The organism is Shewanella sp. SM29 (assembly GCF_025654245.1).
GTDB classification, from domain to species: domain Bacteria; phylum Pseudomonadota; class Gammaproteobacteria; order Enterobacterales; family Shewanellaceae; genus Shewanella; species Shewanella oncorhynchi.
In genome coordinates, this window is record NZ_JAKKRN010000006.1 from 71,879 (window position 1) to 95,548 (window position 23,670).

The 23,670-nt window shown below is 46.9% G+C and carries 19 protein-coding genes; 7 read left to right on the top strand and 12 right to left on the bottom strand.

Features of this window, described 5'->3' with window-relative positions; translation table 11 throughout:
- Positions 1 to 34: 34 nt before the first annotated feature.
- From L5L77_RS05890 to L5L77_RS05940, 11 genes are all read right to left on the bottom strand, one after another.
- A complete protein-coding gene (locus tag L5L77_RS05890) occupies positions 35 to 2,221 on the bottom strand; it encodes a TonB-dependent siderophore receptor (protein ID WP_263222302.1) in 2,187 nt (728 codons plus the stop codon).
- A gap of 402 nt (positions 2,222 to 2,623) precedes the next feature.
- Positions 2,624 to 3,871, bottom strand: a complete 1,248-nt coding sequence (locus tag L5L77_RS05895; protein WP_168826177.1) for a glutamate-5-semialdehyde dehydrogenase — start codon at positions 3,869 to 3,871, stop codon at positions 2,624 to 2,626.
- A gap of 48 nt (positions 3,872 to 3,919) precedes the next feature.
- Positions 3,920 to 5,020 (bottom strand): glutamate 5-kinase, encoded by a 1,101-nt coding sequence (gene proB, locus L5L77_RS05900; protein ID WP_105250714.1) that lies wholly within the window; start codon positions 5,018 to 5,020, stop codon positions 3,920 to 3,922.
- Positions 5,021 to 5,031: 11 nt separating this feature from the next.
- Positions 5,032 to 6,528: a sodium/proline symporter PutP gene (gene putP / locus L5L77_RS05905; RefSeq protein WP_263222304.1), complete on the bottom strand. Its 1,497-nt coding sequence runs from the start codon at positions 6,526 to 6,528 to the stop codon at positions 5,032 to 5,034.
- A gap of 3 nt (positions 6,529 to 6,531) precedes the next feature.
- Positions 6,532 to 6,708 (bottom strand): hypothetical protein, encoded by a 177-nt coding sequence (locus L5L77_RS05910; protein WP_168826181.1) that lies wholly within the window; start codon positions 6,706 to 6,708, stop codon positions 6,532 to 6,534.
- Positions 6,709 to 6,871: 163 nt separating this feature from the next.
- On the bottom strand, positions 6,872 to 8,944 hold the full coding sequence (locus L5L77_RS05915; protein ID WP_263222306.1) for an FUSC family protein: 2,073 nt from the start codon (positions 8,942 to 8,944) through the stop codon (positions 6,872 to 6,874).
- A 5-nt stretch (positions 8,945 to 8,949) separates the two neighbouring features.
- Positions 8,950 to 9,813: an HlyD family secretion protein gene (locus tag L5L77_RS05920; RefSeq protein WP_173248382.1), complete on the bottom strand. Its 864-nt coding sequence runs from the start codon at positions 9,811 to 9,813 to the stop codon at positions 8,950 to 8,952.
- Positions 9,814 to 9,819: 6 nt separating this feature from the next.
- Positions 9,820 to 10,020 (bottom strand): DUF1656 domain-containing protein, encoded by a 201-nt coding sequence (locus L5L77_RS05925; protein WP_263185083.1) that lies wholly within the window; start codon positions 10,018 to 10,020, stop codon positions 9,820 to 9,822.
- Between the two features lie 182 nt (positions 10,021 to 10,202).
- A complete protein-coding gene (gorA, locus tag L5L77_RS05930; protein ID WP_219254393.1) occupies positions 10,203 to 11,558 on the bottom strand; it encodes a glutathione-disulfide reductase in 1,356 nt (451 codons plus the stop codon).
- A 146-nt stretch (positions 11,559 to 11,704) separates the two neighbouring features.
- Positions 11,705 to 12,271 carry a hypothetical protein gene (locus tag L5L77_RS05935; protein ID WP_263185084.1) on the bottom strand — a complete coding sequence of 189 codons (567 nt, stop codon included), beginning with the start codon at positions 12,269 to 12,271 and terminating at the stop codon, positions 11,705 to 11,707.
- A 152-nt stretch (positions 12,272 to 12,423) separates the two neighbouring features.
- On the bottom strand, positions 12,424 to 13,215 hold the full coding sequence (locus L5L77_RS05940; protein WP_263185085.1) for a hypothetical protein: 792 nt from the start codon (positions 13,213 to 13,215) through the stop codon (positions 12,424 to 12,426).
- 269 nt (positions 13,216 to 13,484) lie between these two features.
- Between L5L77_RS05940 and prlC the strand changes: the two genes are divergently transcribed.
- Together prlC and L5L77_RS05950 are read left to right on the top strand one after the other, a co-directional pair.
- Positions 13,485 to 15,521 carry an oligopeptidase A gene (prlC, locus tag L5L77_RS05945; RefSeq protein WP_263185086.1) on the top strand — a complete coding sequence of 679 codons (2,037 nt, stop codon included), beginning with the start codon at positions 13,485 to 13,487 and terminating at the stop codon, positions 15,519 to 15,521.
- Positions 15,522 to 15,696: 175 nt separating this feature from the next.
- Positions 15,697 to 16,227, top strand: coding sequence for a thioesterase family protein (locus L5L77_RS05950; RefSeq protein WP_011791203.1), 531 nt, complete (start codon positions 15,697 to 15,699; stop codon positions 16,225 to 16,227).
- A 24-nt stretch (positions 16,228 to 16,251) separates the two neighbouring features.
- Here L5L77_RS05950 and L5L77_RS05955 read toward each other — a convergent pair whose 3' ends face one another.
- Entirely contained in the window at positions 16,252 to 16,899 is a 648-nt protein-coding gene (locus L5L77_RS05955; RefSeq protein WP_173248370.1) for a glutathione S-transferase family protein, read from the bottom strand.
- 206 nt (positions 16,900 to 17,105) lie between these two features.
- Here L5L77_RS05955 and L5L77_RS05960 point away from each other — a divergent pair, with 206 nt between their 5' ends.
- The 5 genes from L5L77_RS05960 (at position 17,106) to L5L77_RS05980 (ending at position 23,665) form a co-directional block, all read left to right on the top strand.
- Positions 17,106 to 17,795 (top strand): DNA-3-methyladenine glycosylase I, encoded by a 690-nt coding sequence (locus L5L77_RS05960; RefSeq protein ID WP_263185087.1) that lies wholly within the window; start codon positions 17,106 to 17,108, stop codon positions 17,793 to 17,795.
- 814 nt (positions 17,796 to 18,609) lie between these two features.
- Positions 18,610 to 19,755, top strand: a complete 1,146-nt coding sequence (locus L5L77_RS05965; RefSeq protein ID WP_105250703.1) for an efflux RND transporter periplasmic adaptor subunit — start codon at positions 18,610 to 18,612, stop codon at positions 19,753 to 19,755.
- A gap of 9 nt (positions 19,756 to 19,764) precedes the next feature.
- Positions 19,765 to 22,899, top strand: a complete 3,135-nt coding sequence (locus L5L77_RS05970) for an efflux RND transporter permease subunit (RefSeq protein ID WP_113940203.1) — start codon at positions 19,765 to 19,767, stop codon at positions 22,897 to 22,899.
- A 141-nt stretch (positions 22,900 to 23,040) separates the two neighbouring features.
- Positions 23,041 to 23,304, top strand: a complete 264-nt coding sequence (locus L5L77_RS05975) for a hypothetical protein (RefSeq protein WP_131524444.1) — start codon at positions 23,041 to 23,043, stop codon at positions 23,302 to 23,304.
- Positions 23,305 to 23,341: 37 nt separating this feature from the next.
- Positions 23,342 to 23,665 carry a hypothetical protein gene (locus tag L5L77_RS05980; protein ID WP_131524445.1) on the top strand — a complete coding sequence of 108 codons (324 nt, stop codon included), beginning with the start codon at positions 23,342 to 23,344 and terminating at the stop codon, positions 23,663 to 23,665.
- The last annotated feature ends 5 nt before the right edge of the window (positions 23,666 to 23,670 follow it).

The window sequence follows — 23,670 nt, forward strand, 5'->3', positions numbered from 1 at the left end:
CATCCTTAATGTTATTTCGGGTTAGGGCTATGTTTTAGAGCGTCCAACGTAGTGATAGTGTGGCATTACGTGGCTCGCCAAAGTCGGCGTAACCCCAGAGTGAACGGTTGTAGTTCTTGTCGAAAATATTGTTAATATTCAATTGCATAGAAATAGAAGGTGTGATTTGGTAGCCAAACATTAAGTCAACGAGTGAGTAGGCGGATTGTGTTTGGCGGTAAGCCACATTCGGCGCGCCACCGACACCCCAAATAGTGCCTTGATAGAAGGTGCTGCTCTGCCAGCGCCAGCTCGCACCTGCAGTAATGCCCGGTAGAATATCTTCAAAGTTATATTTAGTGGTGAGTTTGAAGATATCTTCGGGCAGATAAGTTTGACGACGTAGGCCATCTTTATCTTCTGCATTGTTGTGGGTATAACCACCGCTGATATCCCATAAGTCGGTAAGACGTCCGGCAATTTCTAACTCATAGCCCTTGGTGGTAATCCCATCCACACTTTCGTAGATAGAGTCGCCGGAAGGTAGTTGACCTTTACCTGCATACTCGGGTTCGTTGTCTTTATTGGTTTCGTAGATGGCGGCTGACATGTTTAGCGTGTCATCGAACAGCGCGACCTTGACGCCGCCTTCGACGTTTGTGCCTTCTGCAGGTTCGAGCAGTTGGCCATCTTCACCAAAATAGGTGCCAGGTTTGAAGATTTCAGTACGGCTAGCGTAGACAGCGATCTGCTCGGTCACATCGTAGACTAGGCCGTAGTAGGGGATGAAAATACCGGTTTTTTCCATGGTCGCATCTGTGCTGTTACCCACGAGATCATGCTTTTCATAGGACCAGTTACTTACGCGTCCACCGACCATTAATTTCAGTGAATCCAATACATTGACACGGACAGTGCCGTAAACACCCGATTGGCTTTGCTCATTGGTTTGGCCATTGGTGGGTGAATTAGGAATATTAGGCTTGGGATAATGGCCTTGATCCGCCACGTTATAGCGACGTTGGGGGGTGGAGTTCGTGTTGATGTTATCGAACTCGTTGTCACCGTAGTTAAAACCGATCACAGCGCTATGTTCACGGCCGAGTAAGTCGAAGTTACCCGTTGCATACAGGTTGAAACTGTTGGTATCTGACTCGCGATCATGTTGGGCGGCATAAGTATCGCCCCAAGGGCCAACAAATTCGCCGGTTGATTTGACGATATAATCGCCTGGGTAAAAGGCCAATGCATCTATGGTGGCGTTGGCGATACGATAGGCACTGACGAGTGACCAGTCGTTATCGAATCTATGTTTAAATTCGGCCATGAGACTCTTTTGGGTCACGTCCCAATGGGTCCAGTCCTGTGAGCTAGAGTAGTTGCGGCCAAAATCGACAGCTGTGCCATCGGTATAAAATGCGGGATTAGAGTTCCAGTTATACACACCGTCGGTTTGTGATTTTTGATAGTCCGCAAACAGTGACAGGCTAGTATCTGTGCCGAGACTCGTTTCAACCACGCCATAGAGCACTGTGGTATCGCGTTGATAGCGGTCGATAAAAGAGTCGCCTTTCTTCACCGCACTCACGAATCGACCTTTCACATTGCCTGAATCCGTGAGCCAGCCAGAAACGTCGGCCTCTAATCTATAGGTATTCCACGAGCCATAACTTGCACTTGTCGTGGCGCGGGTGTCATCCGTTGGGCGTTTACGAATAAAATTAACCGTTGCAGAAGGTTCACCTAAACCGCTTAAAATCCCTGCCGCACCTTTTAATACTTCAACCCGTTCGGCAATCACAGGGTCTAAACCTTGATCAATTGAGCCGCTGTAAACATGGGATGAAGAGGTTGTGATTAAGCCGTCAATTTGGACACCGCTGTCGAGTGCATAGCCGCGCACGAATATCTGACTATTTTCAGAGGCATCGCCCACCATAGTGACGCCAGGAGTGTGATTTAACACTGACTCCATAGTGACCAAACCTTTGTCACTGATCATCTCTTCGGTAATCAAAGTGACGCTTTGTGGGGTTTCTTTGAGTGACATAGACAAACCCGTGGCGCTATTCATTGCCGCGCGGGTGTATGTTCCTACCACGTTCAATCTTTCTATCTGTTCTGTATCTTTTTTCTCATCTTGCTTAGGGTCAGTATTGGCTTGAACCGTCAGAGTAAGTGTGCTGAGAAGTACAGGGATCAATGGCGAGCGCCAAGACGTTAAAACAGATAGGGGAGGCATGGTATTTCAATCCTTTCAGGCGATTTCAGATTAAATGATGATTGGTGATCCTGAGTGCAAATAAAATGTTTAGGTGCAAATGAGAATCGATCGCATGATAGGTTTGTTGAAAATAAATGCAATATGCTCAATGTGTAAATTGTTTAAGCGGGGTTGTAACTTATTGGCGAATAGCTTGTCAGCGAGCTGTGATAAGCCGTCGCAATGGGATCTGAGGTTTTAGCGCATGCCTTACTATAACTCGGTTTCAGGGCATCGACTTGGAACTCAGGCTGTTGTGGATAGGGTCAATTTAGCCAACAAAAAGGCCACAGTCGTTACCGACTGTGGCCTTTAATCTTTACAATTGAATCGAAATCCAACGGACTTGTTAAGCCTAAAAGTGTGATTTACACCTTAGGTTTACGCCCGCACTTGGCCTGTGCCTGAGACTAAATACTTCTCTGCGGTCAAGGATTCGAGTCCCATTGGGCCGTAGGCATGTAGCTTAGAGGTCGCGATGCCAATTTCTGCACCAAGGCCGAGTTCGCTGCCGTCGGAGAAGCGCGAAGAGGCATTGACCATTACCACAGAAGCATCGACCGCACGTTGGAAGTGTGCGGCTGTGACTTCGTTTTCGGTGCAAATTACTTCGGTGTGCTGGCTACCAAAACGGGCAATATGTTGGATAGCATGGTCAAAGTGATCGACTTGGCGAATGGCAATTTCGAGATCTAAATACTCTTGGCCGAAATCGTCTTCTTCCATGTAAGTACAGTTTTCAAAATAACCACCGGCTTGAGTACAAGCATTGATTTTAACCTTATGCTCGGCCAGCGCTTTGGCTACTTTAGGCAGGAATTGCGAGGCAATTTCTTGGTGTACTAATAGGGCTTCGAGGGCATTACATACGCCAGTGCGCTGGGTTTTACCGTTGAGCAGTAAGTCCATAGCAATATCCAGATCGGCATCTTTATCGACGTATAAATGACACACGCCTTTAAAATGCTGGATCACTGGGATTTTACTGTTGTCAGTCACAAAGTTTATCAAGCCTTCGCCGCCGCGGGGAATGATCACATCGATATAATCTCGTTGCTGCAGCAGTTCTAGCATGAGGGCGCGATCTGGGTCTGGCACCACTGTGATTAACGCCTCGGGCAAACCGTATTGTTTCAATACGCTTTGCAAAATAGTGGCGATAATTTTACTGCTGTGCAGCGCCTCTTTACCACCGCGCAGGATCACGGCATTGCCGGATTTAAAGCACAGGGCACCCGCATCGGCGGTGACATTGGGGCGCGCTTCATAAATCATACAAACCACGCCTAAGGGAACGCGCATCTTACTGATGGATAAGCCGTTAGGTCGCTGACCAATATAGCGTTCGTTGCCAATCGGATCGGGTAAGGCGGCGATGGTTTCAATGCCTACCGCCATAGCTTCTATACGCTCTGGCGTTAGCGTTAATCGGTCGAGCATGGCTGGGCCGACGTTATCGGCGGTCGCTCTGTGTAAGTCGATTAAATTTGCGCTTTGGATTTCATAGGACTTTTCGCGTAATGAGCGTGCCATATCGAGGAGTACAGTATTTTTAAGCTGTTCGTCAACTTGGGCGAGGATCAGAGCCGCCTTGGCAGCTTCTTGAGATAAATTTTTGATTAAAGTCATATTTACTCCGCTTAGATGTTTACTCGCTTAGTTTTATTCGGCTGATGCTTATTCGAGAATGGCGATGTTTTTCTCGGAAATAATCGGCCCAGTCTTTTGCTGAAATTCACTGGCAAACTCGCGATCGTCTTGGTCTGTAATAAAGCTAAGTAAACAACTGCTGTAATTGGATTTGGCCTTGGCCAATTTAGTGCCATCGTCTTTGCGTACTAAAATGGTGTCACCGACAGAAAAGTCCCCATTGATGGCAACGACATCGTCACTGGTCAATTGCTCGCTATGGATATCAAGGGCGATATTAAAGTCATTTTCAACAATGACTTCGCCTTGAGCCTGCGAGGTATGTGTCATCCAGTGCAAGTGATCCTGCATTGGCTTCTCATCGGGGGTAAATAAGGTTCCTGGGTTTTGGCCCTTCAACAATTGGTTGAATGAGTCGGCATCAAAACCATTAATAATAAAGGTTTCGATCCCGTGGGAAATCGCCTTCTTGGCGGCTTGTATCTTAGTCCGCATTCCCCCCGTACCGACGGCACTGCTGGCGCCGCCTGCCATGGCGTAGATCTCGGCATTAATCTCGGTCACCTGCTTGATAAGCTGTGCATCGGGATATTCATGGGGGTTTTGCGTGTAAAGCCCATTCACATCAGAACAGATAATCAGCGTATCGGCATCGGCCGCCGCGGCGACCATGGCCGAGAGATTATCGTTATCGCCAACTTTGAGCTTGTCGGCGGTGACGGCATCGTTCTCGTTGATGATAGGCAATAGCCCATGTTCGAGTAGGCTGAAAATCGTGTCTTTAATACTGATGTAACGATCTCGATTGCGTAAATCACCGTGGGTTAACAGTAGCTGTGCGGTTGGGAAATCAAATAACTTGTTCCATGTGGCCATCATATCGGCCTGGCCCGCTGCAGCCATGGCTTTCTTCACTGTGACGCTCGGTTTATCAACCTCGCCAAAGTGATGCCATCCTGCAGCGACTGAGCCCGAAGAGACCAAGACAACTTGGATCCCTTGGGCACGACAATAAGTAATAAATTGGGCAATGCCGAGTAAGTAGTGGCTGCTGCAACCTTGTTTGTGTGGAGCAATCAGGGCACTACCTACCTTAACGACAATGCGTTTCCAGGGTAAGTCAGTCATACCTGCGCGCCTCATCTGTCTTCGGCTAAAACACGGCCAGCCTTATGGAATAATTTAGTGGTTTTGGCACAGGGATCAGTATCGAGTAACGAGACTATCCAAATCACCACACTGCTCACGGCAAAGCCGGGGATCATCTCATACACCACTGTGGTTAAAGCTTTACCGTCAGCAAGTACTGGTGCATAAATCCAAAACAGCACTGTAGCTGCGCCTGACACTATGCCGGCAATCGCGGCTTTGTGGGTTAGGTTAGCTTTATACAAGCTAAACAAGACTAACGGACCGAAGGCTGCACCGAATCCTGCCCATGCATTACTCACCAGTGATAGCACACTGCTAGAGCGGTCAAGCGCCAGTAGACTTGCGACAATTGCCACGCCAGCTACGCCAAAACGTCCCATTTTCACCATGTCTTTTTCGCTAGATTCTTTCTTCGACATCACGCGATAGATATCTTCCGTTAGCGAGCTTGATGACACTAATAGTTGCGATGAAATGGTGCTCATGATCGCGGCCAGAATTGCGGCTAATAAGAAGCCACTAATGATCGGATGGAACAACAACTCAGAAAACACAATAAAGATGGTTTCAGGATCGGTCAGCTTCATGCCAAATTTATTGGCGTAAGCGATACCGACAAGACCTGTTGCCAGTGCACCCACAATGGTCACTGTCATCCAGCCCATACCTATGTGTCTGGCGGTTTTAATGTCAGCGACTGAACGAATTGCCATAAAGCGGACAATAATATGCGGTTGGCCAAAGTAACCGAGTCCCCAAGATAAGCTTGAGATAAGCCCTAACATAGTGACGTTTTGCATGGCATCGGTGAAGTGTGGAATCGATTGATACGCAAAGTTCAGCATAGTGTCAGCGCTGGTAAACTCTTGATATGCCACCACAGGCACTAAGATTAAAGCGACAAACATGATACAGCCTTGGACAAAGTCAGTGAGGCTCACTGCTAAGAATCCGCCCAACAAGGTATAAGAAACCACTACGCCGAGGGTGACGACTAAACCTATGTCGTAGTTCAGGCCAAATGCTGACTCAAATAACTTACCGCCAGCCACTAAACCCGCTGAGGTATACAAGGTAAAGAAGATCACAATGATCACGGCCGAGATAATACGGATACTCCCGTTAGCATTGCCGAAGCGTTTAGCAAAAAACTCCGGGATAGTGAGGGCGTTATCCGCGACTTCGGTATAGACCCTTAATTTGGGTGCAACGACCAAGTAATTAATTAGAGCACCAATCAATAGTCCAAGTGCGATGTAAATGGTTTCGAAACCAACCAAAAACATTGCGCCGGGAAGACCCATTAGCATCCAGCCACTCATGTCAGATGCACCCGCTGAGAGTGCGGTGACCTGTGGGCTCACCTTGCGCCCGCCCAAAATATAGCCGGACACATCGCTGGTGGATTTTTTATAGGCGAATAAGCCAATAGCAAGCATGGCGACAAAGTAAATCGCTAAGGAAACGTAAGCCAGGTAATTCATGGGTTATTTGTCTCCTAACGCTTTGTTATTTTGAATAATACTCGGTTTCAAAATGACAAAGAGATAGGTGCTTAATATTGCGCATAAACACATAAACTGCATGGTTTCCTTGGCGTGTAATCGGGTAAAGCTTGCTACTTGCGAGATAAGATTTTCCTCTGGTGGGTTCTCCGTAGACATAATTGCTCCTTGGTTGATAATTGAATTTATATCACCAATATAGTTAGTGATCTAATTATATTAAGGCATTTTATCGGCCAAATATCAAGCTTCTATTGGATTTAAATGGTTTTGGCGGCGGTGCGAGAGTGGCTTTTTCGGCGGAAAATAGTTTGAGAACTGACTATCTTTCAGAGGTGTTTTTCTGCTCGGCGATACTGTGGGCAGTACGTTCGAAGGTTAAGGTGATGCGTTCAAACATCCCAGTAATCAGAGTGAATTGTTCGTGGGGTAACGGGCATTGCGCCAGCGCTTGTAATAAGGCTTCGCTGCTGATGTTAAACTCTTCTGCGACTTGGCCGTGGGCGCAGGCGATAAATGCCTGACCTAAATTGTGTTGCCAGAGGTTGAGTGCATTTTCTAAGCCTAAGTCTGAGTGCGTATCTGAAATCCCCTGCAACATGCGCCGCATTCGAATCGACACATGGCCTAGATTAAGTGCAGTAAACACCAGATCGGTAAATACCCTCGAACTCTTGCCCGAACCTTTTTCGTAACTGGCTATCCGCAGCAGTCGATCGCCCATGCGGGCGTTAAACCAAGGCTCAGGATCATCATGTTGCGCGATATGCACTAGATCTTTTTGGATAGATTGCAGCAGACGATATTGCATCAGCCGCTGGCTAGGTTCGGTGATCAATTTAAATAGCCAATACAGCACAGTAACGCCAACAAAAATCGCTAAGGCATTGCTGACAGTGTTTTCTATCGCAAATGAAATGGTGTTACTGGGCTGTACTAATACCGCAAACGGCACGCAAATCCCGAGACCATAGGGCAAGGTCGGTCGATTCGCTAAGGCGAGTAGCCCAATAAAAAAGGGGCCTGCGAGCACTAAAATGAGGATTTCGAAATCGCCGCTACTCTCTGCCAGCAAAGGTAAAGCGTAAAACACTGTGAGGGGCACAGCGATAGTGATACCAACAAGAATACGGCGCAAAATCGTGGTTAGCATCGGCAGTGGCTGGCGCGCCATCATGATGGAAAAGACCACAGGCATCAGGATCATCATGAGTACCGCGCTCGACCCTGTGCCGATCCACAGCGAAGCACCAATGACAAATACCGCCATGCTGCGTAGACCGGTCGTAAACCCTATCAGTGGATCTCGGTGAAATTCCATTGGCGGCGCGTTGAGTTGTACCGCAGAATTGCTTGTCAGCACGTTATAACTTTTGAGCACCATGATCAGATCGGCGCTTAATTCCATCGCAACTTTGAGTAAGCGAGTCTCTAATGGGGTTCGGTCGCGGTATTGCATCAGGTTTTGTTGGAGTTGATACCTTAAAGTACGCGCCATTTTGTAGCATTCTTGGTCATCAGTGGATTGCGCCATCAGGGTAAAACTGCTGCGCATATTGGCTAAGGTTTTCGCGAGCGGTTCGCTGACCAGATGGGAGTGATTACGTTGTAGTCGGCCAAATATTTGGATTGCCGCCAACAGCGAAAGGGTTTTATTGCAGAGAAAGTTTGCCGCATGGCTTTGTCCGCGTCCTTCTGGACCTTCATAAATCACCGCGCTGGAGTCGTCACTCAGCGCCGATACTGATTCCATAATAGTGTCGATATGTTCATGGCGGCTCGCATGTACGCCCTGTAAATCGAGTTCTAATGCAAGATAGTTAAGCGTTTGATTAATTGTGTTTTTAGCATGCAGTTGCAGGCCATGTTTTACCTTAGTCGGCCAAAGTAGCGAACTGACCAAGACGGCACAAATTGCGCCGACGATAATTTCGCTGATCCTCGCCTGCGCCACATCGAATATTTTTGCACTATCGGCTGTGCCTGGGCTCGCCATCACAATGAGCACTATCAAGCAGGCTGTCATGCCCGCCATAGCAAAGGCATAGACAAAGTTTTGCTGGCGCACCATGGCCGACAACCCAGAATTTAACCCTATCCAGCAGGCGAGTAATCCTAAGGCGAGTTCGGGATAGGGTGTAAACCCGTTGAGTATGGCAATCCCTGCAAGTGCGCCGACTAAGGTGCCGCCAATTTGGCATAAGCCCTTTTCGATCACGAGGCCACTTTCGGGGCGAATTTGCAAAAATACCGCTGACACCAGCGCCCAATATGGCCGTTCTAAATTTAAAAACATGGCCACATATAAGGCGAGCGCCATCGAGATCACGCCTTTAATCGCGAAGATGAGGGTTCGTCGGTCAGGAAAAAATAAACTCTTAAGTAACAGCGTCATAATGACTATTTGTCAGTCTGTAGCTGGATGGAAACTGTCATGCCGACACTCAGCTCTATGTCCTTAGGAATGCTGTCTAGCTGGATATCGACCGGAATACGCTGTGACAACCTCACCCAATTAAAGGTTTGGCCGATTTGCGGCAATAACTGCCCATTAGTGGTGACATTGGTATTGGCGATTGCTTTACCTATGCTGACCACTTTGCCATGTAAGACATGGCCACCACTCATTAGGCTGACATCGGCGTTTTGACCTATGTGAACCAAGGGGATTTTGGTTTCTTCAAAATACCCTGTGATATAGAGAGAGTCTTGTTTAACGAGCGAAAATACTGAGTTGCCTTTGCTGACATAGTTGCCATTACGCAGGCTTAAATTGATCAGGGTGCCATTTTCGGGAGCGTGAATTTGCGTCCGCGCTAAGTCAATTTTGGCGGTATTCAATTGTGCCTGTGCGAGTTCATAACTGGTTCTTGCCAGTTCGGTATTGATAAAGGCTTCGTCGAAGGTTTCTTTGCTGACTAAGTTGGCATTGGTCAAACCGATACGGCGTTTGTATTTATGTTTTGCCAGTTCCCATGCCAATTTTTGGCTTTCCGCTTTGGCATTCAATTCGGCAATCGTGGCTTTGTAGCGGGTATCGTCCACTGTGAACAATACATCACCTTTATTAACGACTTGATTGTCTTTTACATTCAGTTGGTTCACCCAACCGGATACATCTGGCGCTATGGTAATGATTTCGGCGCGAACTCGGCCGTCGCGGGTCCAAGGAGAATAAAGGTAGTGCGACCATATCCAATGTCCGGCGATACTTGCAATCGCGACCACAATAAGGGTGAGGCTGATACGAAAGATTTTTCCCATGAACAATCAACTCCCAAGCAAGTAAATGACCAAAGCCAGATAGCAGATAAACAGCCCAACTTCGAACCAAGCTGCGCGCCACAGCTTGCGATAGAGCCCAGTTTGATAGAGTACCCAGCGAGTGATGCAGGAAAGCAGAAAAGCTAAGGGGATAAATATAATTAATGGACTAAATAACAAACCATCGAACGCGAGTTCTTTAAGCATTACGCTATTCATCCCCGATGACAGTGGCGCAGCGATAACCGCACTAAGTGTTTAAAATGCAAAGTACTCAGTCGAGATTATAGGAAAGTCGCGTGAGAGTTAATGGTTTTATGTTATCTGTGATCAATTAGGGCCAGCATAAGCTGGCCCTAAATATGATGAAATCAAAGCGAAAATCGCTTCTACCTCATAGTAACAAACTCTTCGGCGCCTGTTGGGTGGATAGCAACGACCGCATCGAAATCGGCCTTAGTCGCGCCCATTTTCATGGCGACGCCGAAACCCTGAAGGATTTCGTCCATACCAAAACCAATACCATGAATACCGACGACTTTTTCGTCCTTGCCAGCGCAGACTAACTTCATCTTACAGGCTTGGCGATGGGCCGTGACGGCGGTGTACATGGAGGTAAACGTCGACGTATACACTTTGACGTTATCGTCGCCGTATTGAGTGCGCGCTTCTGGTTCGGTCAAGCCCATAGTGCCGATTGGTGGATGGCTGAACACGACCGTTGGGATCAGGCTGTAATCCATTTTGGCATCTGTCATACCGTTAAATAAACGCTCGGACAACAAACGGCCCGCTTTAACCGCAACAGGGGTGAGCTCTACGCCGCCCGCCATAATGTCGCCGACACAGTAAATCCCTTTGTGAGTTGTATTTTGCTGCTCATCAGTGATGACATAGCCTTTGCTATCTAATTGCACTTCGGTATTTTCTAGGCCGATATTGCCTGTTGCAGGTGAGCGGCCAATTGCCCAAATTAGGCAATCGACTGTAATGCTTTCACCGTTTTCTAAGTTTAATGTCAGGCTGTCATCGGCATTTTTAACCACGGCTTTTGGCACGCTATGGGTGTGTAATGTCGGGCCTTCGGTTGCCATCGCATCGACGAGAGCATCGACTAATATAGGGTCAAAGTTACGTAGCGGCGCATGTTTACGCACTAATAAGTGAGTTTCACTGCCCAGAGCGTGTAACACGCCAGCGACTTCAACGGCGATATAACCCGCGCCAACAACGGCAACGCGCTTAGGTTGCTCGCGCAGGGCGAAGAAACCATCGGAATCGATACCGTATTGCGCGCCAGGAATGTTCGGAATCGTCGGCGCGCCGCCAGTGGCGATAAGAATATGATCGGCGGTGTAATGTTCGCCGTCCACTTCGATGGTGTTGCCATCCACAAAACGGCCGTAGCCATTTAACAGCGTCACTTTATTGTTGGCAAAACCACGGCCATAGGCATCGTGAATGCGACCAATGTAGGCTTCGCGGTTTTCGACCAAAGTGTTCCAATCGAATTTATTAACAGTGACGTCGAAACCATAATCTTTGGCGTAAAGGTTCATCGCTTCGGCTACATGGGCGCCATACCACATGACTTTTTTGGGTACACAACCTACGTTTACACAGGTGCCACCCACGTGTTTGGCTTCGATGAGTAGAACCTTAGCACCACGCATTGCCGCTCGGTTTGCTGAGGCGATACCGCCGCTGCCTGCGCCTAGGCAGATATAGTCAAAATGTTGAGCCATGAGTTTCTCCGTCTTACTTCAAGGATGAGATGCTTTACAGCAGAAGGTCATTGTAGGGGGCTTTGCGGTAACAGACCAGCCTATTGCATCACTAACGTATAAGGCATTGCTTTTAATAAAAATACTCCTAAAGTTGCATTCAGTTGTTATCGCGTGGCTGTTTCGCGGCGATATTGGCACTTAGAGTGATCGTTTTGAGCTGGGCCTTCTGCACTACATTTCAAACATTGCCACTCCTTTTGGCGGGCGCTGAGTTCATCGGCTTGATGCTTAGCAGCGTTATCTTGCTTGTTGCCGAGAAGGGACTCTAGCTGATCCATACGTTTATCGAGCCAACGGCAATTAGGATCATTGGCGACATGTTCACGACTGGCTAGCTGTTGTTTGCGACTGAGTTTTTTACTCTTAGCGGCTTTGTTCGATTGAGTGGCTTTAGTTGATTTAGTGGTTTTGGATGGCTCTGCGGGGGTGACAGTGGGGGGCGAATACTCGAACGCACTTTGCACTTGGTTAGGCACATTAATCGGCTTACCTTCATTGTCGAGCAAAGTGCCTAGGGGCAAAGGCGCGGTTTGTGCCGGTTGCGCTAAGGACTCTAGACTCGGTTCAGGCTCAGATACCTGCTGCGCATTTGTCGAGTTTGTCACTGGGATAAAAAGCAGGGGCAAGGTAATGACAGCGGTTCGGATAAGATAGAAATGATGCGTTAACATTCCCTGTTCCTCGGCAAAATCAATGTGAATAGTGAGTCGCTCCGTCGACATTTTGAGTTTAGTTAGTGAGCTTTGTTTTTGCCAAATGTCACGGGATAAATTGACAGAGGAAGGTTGCAATACAGCGCTAGAAACACAGAGCTAAAACGACGTTAAAACGTTATCGCAAAGTGAATGCCGGCATAGGTTTGATCCTGCGAACTCATATCGCCATTGGCTGAGGCTTCTTGCTCAATATCACTCTGGGCAATGCTGTGGCTAATGTGTCCGCTAATACTCATGCTTGGGGTCAGTTGATAATTCGCTTCGAGGCCAAACTGCAGGTTATTACTGCCATCGTGTTCTTCTGTGCGGTATTTAAAATCAAACCCTTGAGTGATATAGGGCGTGAGGCTGAACTGGTCTGTGATATTCCAATAACTGTGCAAACTCACTTCAACAAAGTAGCCTGCCGCTTCTGTGGAATAGACATAACTCACCGATGGTACCAACCAAGCTGTGGCGCTGTAGGCGAGTTCTGCAAATAGCTCGTTATCTTGGCAGCGGCTATTGCTATAGCCTTCAATGCGCTGATATCCCAGATTGGCCTCTAGGTTTTCGGCTAAGTTGAACCCATATTCAAGGCCGATATTCCACTCTGTATAGGCTTGGCTATCACCGCGTCCGACTAAGGCATAAGTGGTTAAGTTGCCGTGTTGAACGGCAGCATTGAGCCAATAAATACCCCCATTTTGCAAGTTATTGCGACCCTGTGAGACATATTTGCTGTCCCAACCTAAATCCAGCGTCACCGCCAAAGGTTCTGTCATCTGGCGGGGTAATATGGTGTTTGAAATACTATCGACTTGTTCTAGGCCCTCATTAGCAACTGCGTTGTGACTAAGGCAGTTGATCCCTAATGTGCAGAGGACGCTGGCGATAAGTTTCACTGAGTGTGTTGCCATATTTTTGCTGATTTTGGTCGAGGTACGTTAGTTATGCAGATAATACCTTGTCCACATACAAACATTAATGCGAATTGATTCGATTTGCGATCGAGATTGCAACAATGTGTAGGTAAATAAAACGTAAATCCTAAATGCGAACTAGTTCACTTTTTTTCAGGGGAAATAGGGTTAAGTAAGGCGTTCGAAGGGGACAATCGGTTTTCTCGCCTTGATAAATAGGCCATTAGCCCTTATTTATAACAGATACAGATTGTTGAGGAGTCAATATGAGCAACCCTTTGCTTAGCGGCGCAAAATTACCGCTTTTTTCACAGATTAAACCGGAACATATTCAAGTCGCCGTTGAGCATGCCATTGCTCAGTGCCGCACTAAGATTTATGAAGTGCTGCAGAACCAAGGTCCTTCGTGGGACAACTTGGTCGCGCCATTAGAACAGGTTGACGATGAGCTAAGCCAAATTTGGTCGCCCGTTTCTCATATGAATTCAGTGACTAGCACAGATGAGTGGCGTGCCGCCCATGATGCTTGTTTACCTCTTTTATCGGAATACGGCACTTACGTTGGCCAACACCAAGGTTTGTATCAAGCCTATAAAGCGCTGCGAGCATCCAATGAATTTGCACAATTGAGCCAAGCGCAGCAGATGGTGATAGAGCACAGCCTGCGCGACTTTGAACTATCGGGTATTGGCTTAGATGACGCGCAAAAAGTGCGTTATGGCGAGATTGTAAAACGTCTTTCTGAACTCACCAGTGGTTTTTCTAATCAATTACTGGATGCGACGCAAGCTTGGACTAAGTTGATCACTGATGAAGCTGAGCTTGCTGGTTTGCCTGAGTCTGCCAAAGCCGCCGCTAAAGCGATGGCGCAGTCGCGTGAGCTAGAAGGTTGGTTATTTACCTTAGATTTCCCCTCTTACCTACCCGTCATGACCTACAGCGAAAACCGCAGTCTTAGGGAAGAATGTTACCGTGCGTTTGTCACTCGCGCTTCAGATCAAGGTCCCAATGCCGGAGAGTTTGATAACAGCCCGCTGATGGACGAAATTCTTGCTTTACGCCACGAACTCGCATTGTTACTCGGTTTTGATAGTTTTGCTGACAAATCTCTGGCGACGAAAATGGCTGAAACGCCGGCGCAGGTGATGGCATTTTTAAATGAGTTAGCGCTGCGCTCAAAGGATCAAGCTAAGGCAGAACTGGCTGAGCTGAGAGCGTTTGCCGAGGCCGAATATGGCGTGACTGAAATGGCCTCTTGGGACTTAAGTTTCTATGCTGAGAAGTTGCAGCAGCATAAGTATGAGATTTCACAGGAAATCCTGCGTCCGTATTTCCCCGAAGATAAAGTGCTCTCGGGTTTGTTTTACACAGTATCGCGTTTGTTCGGCCTTAAAATCCTTGAGCAAAAGGATTTTGACCGTTGGCATAAAGACGTGCGTTTCTTCGATATTTTCGACGAAACTGACGAACACAGAGGTAGCTTCTACCTCGATTTATATGCCCGCACAGGTAAACGTGGTGGTGCTTGGATGGATGACTGCCGTGTGCGCCGTCAAACCACCAATGGATTACAAAAACCAGTGGCTTATTTGACCTGTAACTTTAATGGTCCGGTCGATGGCAAACCTGCGCTGTTTACCCATGATGAAGTGACAACCCTGTTCCACGAATTCGGCCATGGTATCCACCACATGCTGACCAAAATCGATGTTGCAGGCGTGTCGGGCATCAATGGTGTGCCTTGGGATGCGGTCGAATTACCAAGTCAATTTATGGAAAATTGGTGCTGGCAGGAAGAAGCCTTGGCCGAAATTTCTGGCCACTTCGAAACGGGCGAGCCATTACCTAAAGCCTTGTTGGATAAAATGCTGGCGGCGAAAAACTTCCAGTCTGGCATGATGATGCTGCGCCAACTCGAGTTCTCGTTGTTCGATTTTAGAATGCACCACGAATACGACCCGGCTAAAGGCGCGCGCATTCAAGAAACCTTAGACGAAGTGCGTCGTCAGGTGGCCGTATTAACGCCGCCGGATTTTAACCGTTTCCAACATGGGTTTGCCCATATTTTTGCGGGCGGTTATGCCGCAGGTTATTACAGCTATAAATGGGCTGAAGTGCTGTCGGCGGATGCGTTTTCCCGCTTCGAAGAGGAAGGTATTTTTAACCCTGAAACGGGTCGTAGCTTCCTGCACAATATCCTCGAAATGGGTGGTTCAGCCGAGCCGATGGACTTGTTCAAACAGTTTATGGGGCGCGAACCGAATATCGATGCCCTGTTAAGACATTCAGGCATTGCTGCATAAGCAATTGTGAGTTTTGATAAATCAGCCCCTTTTAATGGGCTGATTATCTGAGGGTATTTAGCTTAATCGAACGATAAAAAGACGCCTTAGGGCGTCTTTTTTGTGAGCTATATCTCGCTTGCCCTGTGGTATGACCTCTGTTAGCCTGTGGCTCTTATTTCAAGGGCGGCGCGTTATGAATCTGTATTTTCGTTTGTTTTGGTTGTTATTCTGGCGCACGCGCCATTGTCGTAAGATCGATTTTCTAGGGACAAGCCGTATCACTTATCGTGCTTTACCGAGCGATTGCGACATCAATTTCCATCTCACTAATTCTCGCTATCCCGCGTTTATGGATCTGGCGCGGACCTATATGTTGGCTGAGATGGGTCTGCTGAAACGTTTCTTAAAGTTGAAGTGGATGCCGATAGTTAACGCCGCCGAATTTACCTATATTCGCGATATTAAGCCGCTGAAAACTTTTGAGATTGAAACCAAAGTCGTCGGTTGGGATGAAAAATATTTCTATATTGAACAACGCTTTGTGAGCGAACGTGGCCTACATTGTATCGTGCATGTGCGCGGTGTGTTTGTGTGCAAAGGTAAGCAAGTGCCGTTAGATGTACTAGTGAAAGAGGCGGGTTATACCGATCCTGCACCTGAGTTGCCGCCAGAAGTCGTGAAGTGGAAAGCGTTTTTGCAGTTGAAGAAAGAACGCAATATGTGATTGTGTTGAGGCATGACTTACTCGCTAAGGTATGCCTCTTATTCCTGCCGTTTCCTCCATCTCAGCCAGTAACACCTCTTCTTGTACTAACATCCAAGCGCCACGCAGTTGTGCCTGTTGCCAATAGCGCACGATTTCATCTAAATCCAACAGGTTTAGATGTTGGAAGCTATAGCTTAAGCAAGGGATGAGTGCACAGTCGGCTAAGGTAAAACTGTCGCCACAGACCCAATGATGTTGTGTGAGTTGCGCGTCTAAGCGTTGAAACTGTGCCAGTAGTTGCTTCTCTAATTGTTTGATTTCGAATTCATTACTGTCTTCTATATGCTTTAACTTTTCTAATTGAAATAATGGGTTGTTAATATCATTGTCTATGATGCGATCGAACAAACGTACCAGTAAGTTGCGTTGTGGTTCTTGTGGCAGCAGTTGGGTACTGTTTTCAAAATGCCTATCTAAGTACTCGATAATAATGCTGGATTCGGGTATCAGCTGTTCATTTTGGGCTTTAAGCAGGGGGATTCGCGCTTGCGGATAACGTTGGTGAAATTCCTTGCGAGACAAAGGGTCGCGTAGATCTATGATTCTGGGGTAGAAGTTGGCCTGCTTTTCATAAAGTGCGATGAGCACTTTCTGTGAATAGCGTGATAACGGGTGATAAAAAAGCTCCATAGGCACTCACTCCAAACCCAGTCTTTTACGGACTTTACGTTTTAACTTTAGTCGTAATTGAAGCGCTTGCTGTAAGAGTTTTCTTAAAAAATGCTGGAATAAACACAATTTTTCTTGGCAAAGCCAAGTGATCCATCAGGGGTAAAAATAGGTATTATGAGCCCATATAGGAAGTGTCGGGATTTAATCATTTTAAAGGTAATAATATGAGCCAGTTAGAGCGTTTTTCATCTATTTATGCCAGAGCCAGTGAGCGCAAAGGCGGACTTGCGGGACTCGAAGCCTTATTGTCTGGTTGCCTGTCTGATGATGAAATTCGCCAATATCGGGATGCTGAATTATTGTCGGCAATGAGCCGTCAGGTGTTTCAAAGTGGTTTTGTATGGCGGGTGGTGGTTAACAAATGGCCCGAGTATGAGAAGTCTTTCTTTGGGTTCGAACCACATAAAGTATTAATGTTATCGCCTGAGCAAATTCAAGCGCGGGCAAGTGATGCGACCTTGATTCGCCATCTTAAAAAGACTCAAGCCATTTATGATAACGCTCTGATGATCCACGATGTTGCTCGCGAACATGGCAGTTTGGCGCAACTGATCGCCGCTTGGCCGACACAGGATATTATTGGTTTGTGGGCGTTGTTGAAGAAACGAGGTACTCGATTGGGCGGCAATACGGGTCCCTATTTTCTGCGCGGTATTGGCAAAGATACTTTTTTGTTAACCGATGATGTACAAGGTTATTTTAAAGCACATAAGTTAGTCGATGCGGGCTTTTCATCACAAACGGCGCTTAAGCAAGTGCAAGCCGTATTTAATCAGTGGCAACAGGAGTCGGGTCGTTGTTTGGCTGATATCAGCCGTATTTTGGCTTGCAGCGTGGGCGATAATCGAATTTAGTCCTGTTAAGTTGTGATTGAAGATGAACAAATTAGTTTTAATAGACAAATATTGCTTTGCTAGCAATATTTGTCATTACAGAAGCATTATTTGTGGGAGTCTGAGTTTCATTTAATGGGGTATTAATCTGAATTTCGGGTTTGCTCCGTTTTGGGGTAACCACTAAAATAGCCCGCTAGCTATTATTTGTGACTGTTTAATTGTGTGGCGTTACCTCATAACGCTGGCGCTGCCTTTTAGCCGTGCACAAATAGTAGATGTAATAAACTGCACAGCAATCCGCTATCGGATGTATTCATGTTTTTACGCACAAGCAGTCTGAAGCCAGCTCTTTGCTTACTCTCTTTCGGTATTGTCAGTCTTGATAGGGTCGTTTTTAACGACTTGATGCTGAGAGTGGCCTGAGTAAAAACAAGCGCGCTGCGTTTTCGTCTCTATGTACAAATTATTGCAACAAGTGACGGTTAAGCTAACGTCATTGAGCTGTGGGCCTTGGCCTGCCGCAAGTCTAGAATATGAACAGATTTGCAACATATTCAATATGGAGTAGGCTTATTGGGTGTTTTACGGCATATCTCCCTAACAATGCCACTCAAAGTTAACCGATTTTTTAAATCGAATAACAATTCGATGAATATAGTAATGCTGAATGAGTGAAAATTTTCATTAGTTTACAATTTAGTTTCGTTATCTTCCTTGTTGATTCATATAGGCTATGAGATAAATAACGGATTTGATTTTAGTTACAATTACGGCTCGTGTCAGCGCAATAAGTGTACTGGTATGTGGGCAGTTAATATTTGAAGGAGTTCTCATGCGGCAGACAATTAAACTTGCCTCAGTTATAAGCGTGGCGTTATGGATGGCAGCTTGCAGCCCTCAAGAAGAGAGCGCTCAGGCGGGTGCTGGTCCACGTAGTATGGAAGTGGGAATCCTTAATGTTGTTGCCCAGCCACAAGTGATTCAGGTGGAATTACCAGGACGCAGTAAAGCTTTCCTCGAGGCTGAAGTTCGTCCACAGGTTAACGGTATTATCACTAAGCGTAGTTTTGTTGAAGGTGGCAATGTGAAACAGGGTGAATCTCTGTATCAGATTGATTCTTCAACTTATAAAGCTGCTTTAGTGAGTGCCAATGCTGATTTAGCCAGAGCGAATGCGGGCTTAGCCTCAGCAAAAGCTAAGGCGGCACGTTATCAGCAATTGGTAAAAACCAACGCCATCAGTAAGCAAGAGTTCGATGAAGCTGAAGCGGCTTATAAAGAAGCATTAGCGAATGTAACCGTGGCTGAAGCTGCTATTAACACCGCTAAAATCAACCTGCAATATACTGAAGTATTAGCGCCTATCTCTGGTCGTATCGGTAAATCGAGTGTGACTGCGGGTGCGTTAGTCACTGCCAACCAGAGCCAAACGCTGGCGACGATTCAACAACTTGATCCTATCAATGTGGATATCGCGCAATCGAGTGCTCAGTTGTTACGTCTTAAAGCTAAGTTGCAGCAAGGTAAGCTACAAGCTTCAGAAAATGCAGACGTGAAATTATTGCTTGAAGATGGTACTCAATATAGTCATCCGGGTAAGTTGCAGTTCGCTGAAGTGAGCGTGGATCCAAACACTGGCTCAGTTATTCTGCGCGCAGAATTCCCTAACCCTGAAGGTATCTTGTTACCTGGCATGTATGTTCGCGCTATGTTAAATGCGGGTACTGATCCACAGGCTATCTTGGTTCCACAAAAAGCGATTACGCGTAACTCTAAGGGTGAAGCTGTGGCTATGGTGGTGAATGACCAAGGTTTAGTCGAAGCGAAAACAGTGACGACCGCAGAAGTGATTAACAACCAATGGCGAGTCACTTCTGGTTTAACTGTGGGCGACAAGTTGATTGTGGAAGGATTACAGAAAGTTCGTCCCGGCGCTCCAGTAACCACCAAAGTTATTTCTGAAACGCAAGCACAATAGGGCATAGCTATGGCACGTTTTTTTATTGATCGCCCCATCTTTGCGTGGGTGATCTCCTTGATTATTATGCTGGCGGGGATCCTCTCGATCCGCTCGCTGCCAGTGTCCCAATATCCTAACATTGCACCACCGACCGTGGTGATCAGTGCTAACTATCCTGGCGCTTCCGCTAAGATTGTTGAAGATTCTGTGACTCAGGTGATTGAGCAACGTATGACGGGTATCGATCACCTCCGTTATATCGCCTCAGCCAGTGACAGTTTTGGTAATGCTGAGATCACTTTAACCTTTAACGCTGAAGCCGATCCGGATATTGCACAGGTTCAAGTACAGAACAAGTTACAGGGCGCTATGACCCTGTTACCGCAAGAGGTGCAGGCGCAAGGGGTTAACGTTAACAAGTCGAGTTCAGGCTTCTTAATGGTATTAGGCTTCGTATCGACCGATGGTTCGTTAGATAAAGGCGATATCGCTGACTATGTTGGTGCGAACATTCAAGATCCTATGAGTCGCGTACCTGGCGTAGGTGAAATTCAGCTGTTTGGTGCCCAATATGCGATGCGTATATGGCTTGATCCGTTGAAATTGACTCAATACAACTTGACCAGTTTAGACGTTATCGCAGCGATTCGTTCTCAAAACGCTCAAGTTTCAGCTGGACAGTTAGGTGGCGCGCCCTCTGTGGCTGGCCAAGAGTTGAACGCAACGGTATCGGCTCAAAGCCGCTTACAAACGGCAGAAGAGTTCCGCAAAATAATCCTTAAATCGGATATTTCAGGCGCAAACGTCTTCCTAAGTGATGTGGCACGGGTTGAATTAGGTTCTGAAAGTTATGCTGTGGTGTCACTGTATAACGGTCAACCTGCGACAGGGTTAGCGATTAAGCTGGCAACGGGTGCTAACGCACTTGATACTGCTGAAGCTGTTCGTGAAAAAATTGCTGAGATGAAACCTTTCTTCCCGCAAGGGCTAGAAGTTGTTTATCCTTATGATACAACGCCTTTCGTTGAAAAATCGATAGAAGGTGTAGTACATACCTTGCTTGAAGCTATTGTACTAGTGTTCATCATCATGTACCTCTTCTTGCAAAATTTCCGCGCAACTTTGATCCCGACTATTGCAGTACCTGTGGTATTGCTGGGAACCTTTGCGATTCTGTCGTTAGCGGGTTTCTCGATTAACACTTTAACCATGTTTGCTATGGTGCTCGCCATTGGTTTGCTGGTGGACGATGCGATTGTGGTGGTGGAAAACGTCGAGCGGGTAATGGCCGAGGAGGGCTTAAGTCCACTGGAAGCGACGCGTAAGTCGATGGATCAAATTACCGGTGCTTTAGTCGGTATCGGTCTGACCCTCTCCGCAGTGTTTGTCCCTATGGCATTTATGTCAGGTTCAACGGGGGTTATTTATCGTCAGTTCTCTATCACTATCGTATCTGCGATGGCGTTGTCTGTTCTAGTTGCTTTGATTTTAACTCCTGCACTTTGTGCGACTATGCTCAAACCGATTAAGAAGGGCCATGCTCATATCGAAACTGGCTTCTTTGGTTGGTTTAACCGTAGTTTCGATAAACTGACTAATCGTTATGAATCGAGCGTTGCTGGGATCATCAAGCGCGGCTTTAGAGTGATGGCGATTTACGTTGTGCTGGTTATTGCAGTCGGTTGGATCTTTATCCGTATGCCTACGGCGTTCTTACCAGATGAAGACCAAGGTATTTTGTTCACGCAAGCCATTTTGCCGACTAACTCAACTCAAGAAAGTACCTTAAAAGTATTGGAGAAAGTGTCTGATCACTTTATGGCTGAGGAGGGCGTGAGGTCGGTGTTTAGTGTGGCGGGCTTCAGTTTTGCGGGTCAAGGGCAAAACATGGGTATCGCCTTCGTTGGTTTGAAGGATTGGTCTGAGCGTGAAGCGCCTGGTATGGATGTGAAGTCTATTGCTGGTCGCGCTATGGGTGTGTTCGGTCAGATGAAAGATGCCTTAGTATTCGCCTTCGTACCGCCTGCGGTAATCGAGTTGGGGACGGCGAACGGTTTCGACATGTACCTGCAGGATAAGAACGGCCAAGGCCACGAGAAGTTAGTGGCGGCACGTAATCAACTGCTTGGTATGGCGGCACAGAATCCAAATCTGGTGGGTGTGCGTCCAAACGGTCAAGAAGATGCGCCAATTTATCAATTACATGTAGATCACGCTAAGTTGAGCGCGTTAGGCATTGAAATCACTAATGTGAACAATGTGCTTGCAACGGCTTGGGGTGGTTCTTATGTGAATGACTTTATTGACCGCGGCCGCGTGAAGAAAGTATATGTGCAAGGTGATGCCCAGTATCGTATGCAACCGGGAGATTTAGATTCTTGGTACGTGCGCAATAACAAGGGTGACATGGTGCCATTCTCTGCGTTTGCCACTGGTGCATGGGAATACGGTTCTCCACGTTTAGAACGCTTTAACGGCTTACCATCGATGAACATTCAAGGTGCCACGGCTCCTGGTTTCAGTACCGGTGCAGCTATGACAATTATGGAAGACTTAGCCAAGCAGCTTCCTCCTGGTTTTGGTGTCGCGTGGAACGGTCTATCTTATGAAGAACGTCTATCGGGTAACCAAGCGCCAGCGCTGTATGCTCTGTCGATCTTAGTGGTCTTCTTAGTATTGGCTGCACTCTATGAAAGCTGGTCGGTACCCTTTGCTGTTGTGCTCGTGGTTCCGCTCGGGATCATCGGTGCCTTGATTGCAATGAATGGTCGCGGCTTGCCAAACGACGTGTTCTTCCAAGTGGGGCTGTTAACAACAGTAGGGTTAGCGACTAAGAACGCCATCTTGATTGTGGAATTCGCCAAAGAGTTCTATGAGAAAGGTTCAGGCTTAGTCGAGGCGACCTTACATGCGGTGCGTGTGCGTCTTCGCCCCATCTTAATGACGTCTCTAGCCTTTGGTCTGGGTGTTGTGCCGTTAGCTATCAGTACCGGTGTCGGCTCTGGTAGTCAAAACGCCATTGGTACAGGTGTACTCGGCGGTATGATGAGCTCGACTTTCCTAGGGATCTTCTTCGTACCATTATTCTTCGTGATAGTGGAGCGTCTCTTCAGTAAGCGCGAGAAGAAAGCTAAAGAACAGAAGCCAAACTCAGCTGAATAAGCTCGATCGTTTCTAAACTTCTAAACTAAAGCCCTGCAATTGCAGGGCTTTTTGTTATTTTAATGCTGTTAGTTATAAAGATGGATAGGCACTGTGCGCGAGTTCTGGCATATTGCGCTGAGGCAGTTAAGAGGACGAAACATGGATGATGCTGCGTTGGAATTGCAAAAACTAGATGCACTCATTGCTAAGGGTAAGATGTACGTCATTTTGGCCTTTGGCGTATTTTTCTGGGGTATGCTGACGTCCCTCGTGGTCGCCTTAATACATTATTTTGTCTCGGGCGATCCATTCTGGGCGGAACTGCAAAGAGCGCTCTATATTTATCCCATTGGCGGTATTTTATTTGGTTGGTTTGTGTGGGTGCAGATTAATCGTAAGCGAGATAAACTGCGCGCCCAATAGTATCAATAGTTGTGGTTAAGCTGAGTGTAGGGGTGACATGGTGTTTTCGTGGGGTAATCTTGCCACTAAGCAACTTATCGTGGGAATGGTATGCCATGGCATAGCGCTGGCGTTTTTGGCCTATGGCGTTTATGCATTTTACTTGCAGGAGCTTGTACTGCCAGAGTTAACTCGCTGTGTCGGTGCTGCAGTGTTATTTGTGGGCATGGGGCTAGCCCCTCAATTATTTTTTATGTCAGTGAGCCAGATAGTATCGCAAGCTGAGGACTCGACATTAAAATCTACCCTACAGACCTATGTGTTTAATCTAGGTATTTTTTTGATGATCTGCAGTCTGTTAATGGAATGGCTATACGACTAAAGCTA

Excerpts from the sequence above, each read along its gene's own strand:
- L5L77_RS05915 (WP_263222306.1), bottom strand. The coding sequence starts at position 8,944 with ATGACGCTGTTACTTAAGAGTTTATTTTTTCCTGACCGACGAACCCTC.
- L5L77_RS05970 (WP_113940203.1), top strand. The coding sequence starts at position 19,765 with ATGGCACGTTTTTTTATTGATCGCCCCATCTTTGCGTGGGTGATCTCC.
- L5L77_RS05910 (WP_168826181.1), bottom strand. The coding sequence starts at position 6,708 with ATGTCTACGGAGAACCCACCAGAGGAAAATCTTATCTCGCAAGTAGCA.
- L5L77_RS05960 (WP_263185087.1), top strand. The coding sequence starts at position 17,106 with ATGAGCCAGTTAGAGCGTTTTTCATCTATTTATGCCAGAGCCAGTGAG.
- L5L77_RS05950 (WP_011791203.1), top strand. The coding sequence starts at position 15,697 with ATGAATCTGTATTTTCGTTTGTTTTGGTTGTTATTCTGGCGCACGCGC.
- L5L77_RS05940 (WP_263185085.1), bottom strand. The coding sequence starts at position 13,215 with ATGGCAACACACTCAGTGAAACTTATCGCCAGCGTCCTCTGCACATTA.
- L5L77_RS05920 (WP_173248382.1), bottom strand. The coding sequence starts at position 9,813 with ATGGGAAAAATCTTTCGTATCAGCCTCACCCTTATTGTGGTCGCGATT.
- gorA (WP_219254393.1), bottom strand. The coding sequence starts at position 11,558 with ATGGCTCAACATTTTGACTATATCTGCCTAGGCGCAGGCAGCGGCGGT.
- prlC (WP_263185086.1), top strand. The coding sequence starts at position 13,485 with ATGAGCAACCCTTTGCTTAGCGGCGCAAAATTACCGCTTTTTTCACAG.
- L5L77_RS05935 (WP_263185084.1), bottom strand. The coding sequence starts at position 12,271 with ATGTTAACGCATCATTTCTATCTTATCCGAACCGCTGTCATTACCTTG.
- L5L77_RS05980 (WP_131524445.1), top strand. The coding sequence starts at position 23,342 with ATGGTGTTTTCGTGGGGTAATCTTGCCACTAAGCAACTTATCGTGGGA.
- L5L77_RS05925 (WP_263185083.1), bottom strand. The coding sequence starts at position 10,020 with ATGCTTAAAGAACTCGCGTTCGATGGTTTGTTATTTAGTCCATTAATT.
- L5L77_RS05975 (WP_131524444.1), top strand. The coding sequence starts at position 23,041 with ATGGATGATGCTGCGTTGGAATTGCAAAAACTAGATGCACTCATTGCT.
- L5L77_RS05955 (WP_173248370.1), bottom strand. The coding sequence starts at position 16,899 with ATGGAGCTTTTTTATCACCCGTTATCACGCTATTCACAGAAAGTGCTC.
- L5L77_RS05890 (WP_263222302.1), bottom strand. The coding sequence starts at position 2,221 with ATGCCTCCCCTATCTGTTTTAACGTCTTGGCGCTCGCCATTGATCCCT.
- L5L77_RS05895 (WP_168826177.1), bottom strand. The coding sequence starts at position 3,871 with ATGACTTTAATCAAAAATTTATCTCAAGAAGCTGCCAAGGCGGCTCTG.
- proB (WP_105250714.1), bottom strand. The coding sequence starts at position 5,020 with ATGACTGACTTACCCTGGAAACGCATTGTCGTTAAGGTAGGTAGTGCC.
- putP (WP_263222304.1), bottom strand. The coding sequence starts at position 6,528 with ATGAATTACCTGGCTTACGTTTCCTTAGCGATTTACTTTGTCGCCATG.
- L5L77_RS05965 (WP_105250703.1), top strand. The coding sequence starts at position 18,610 with ATGCGGCAGACAATTAAACTTGCCTCAGTTATAAGCGTGGCGTTATGG.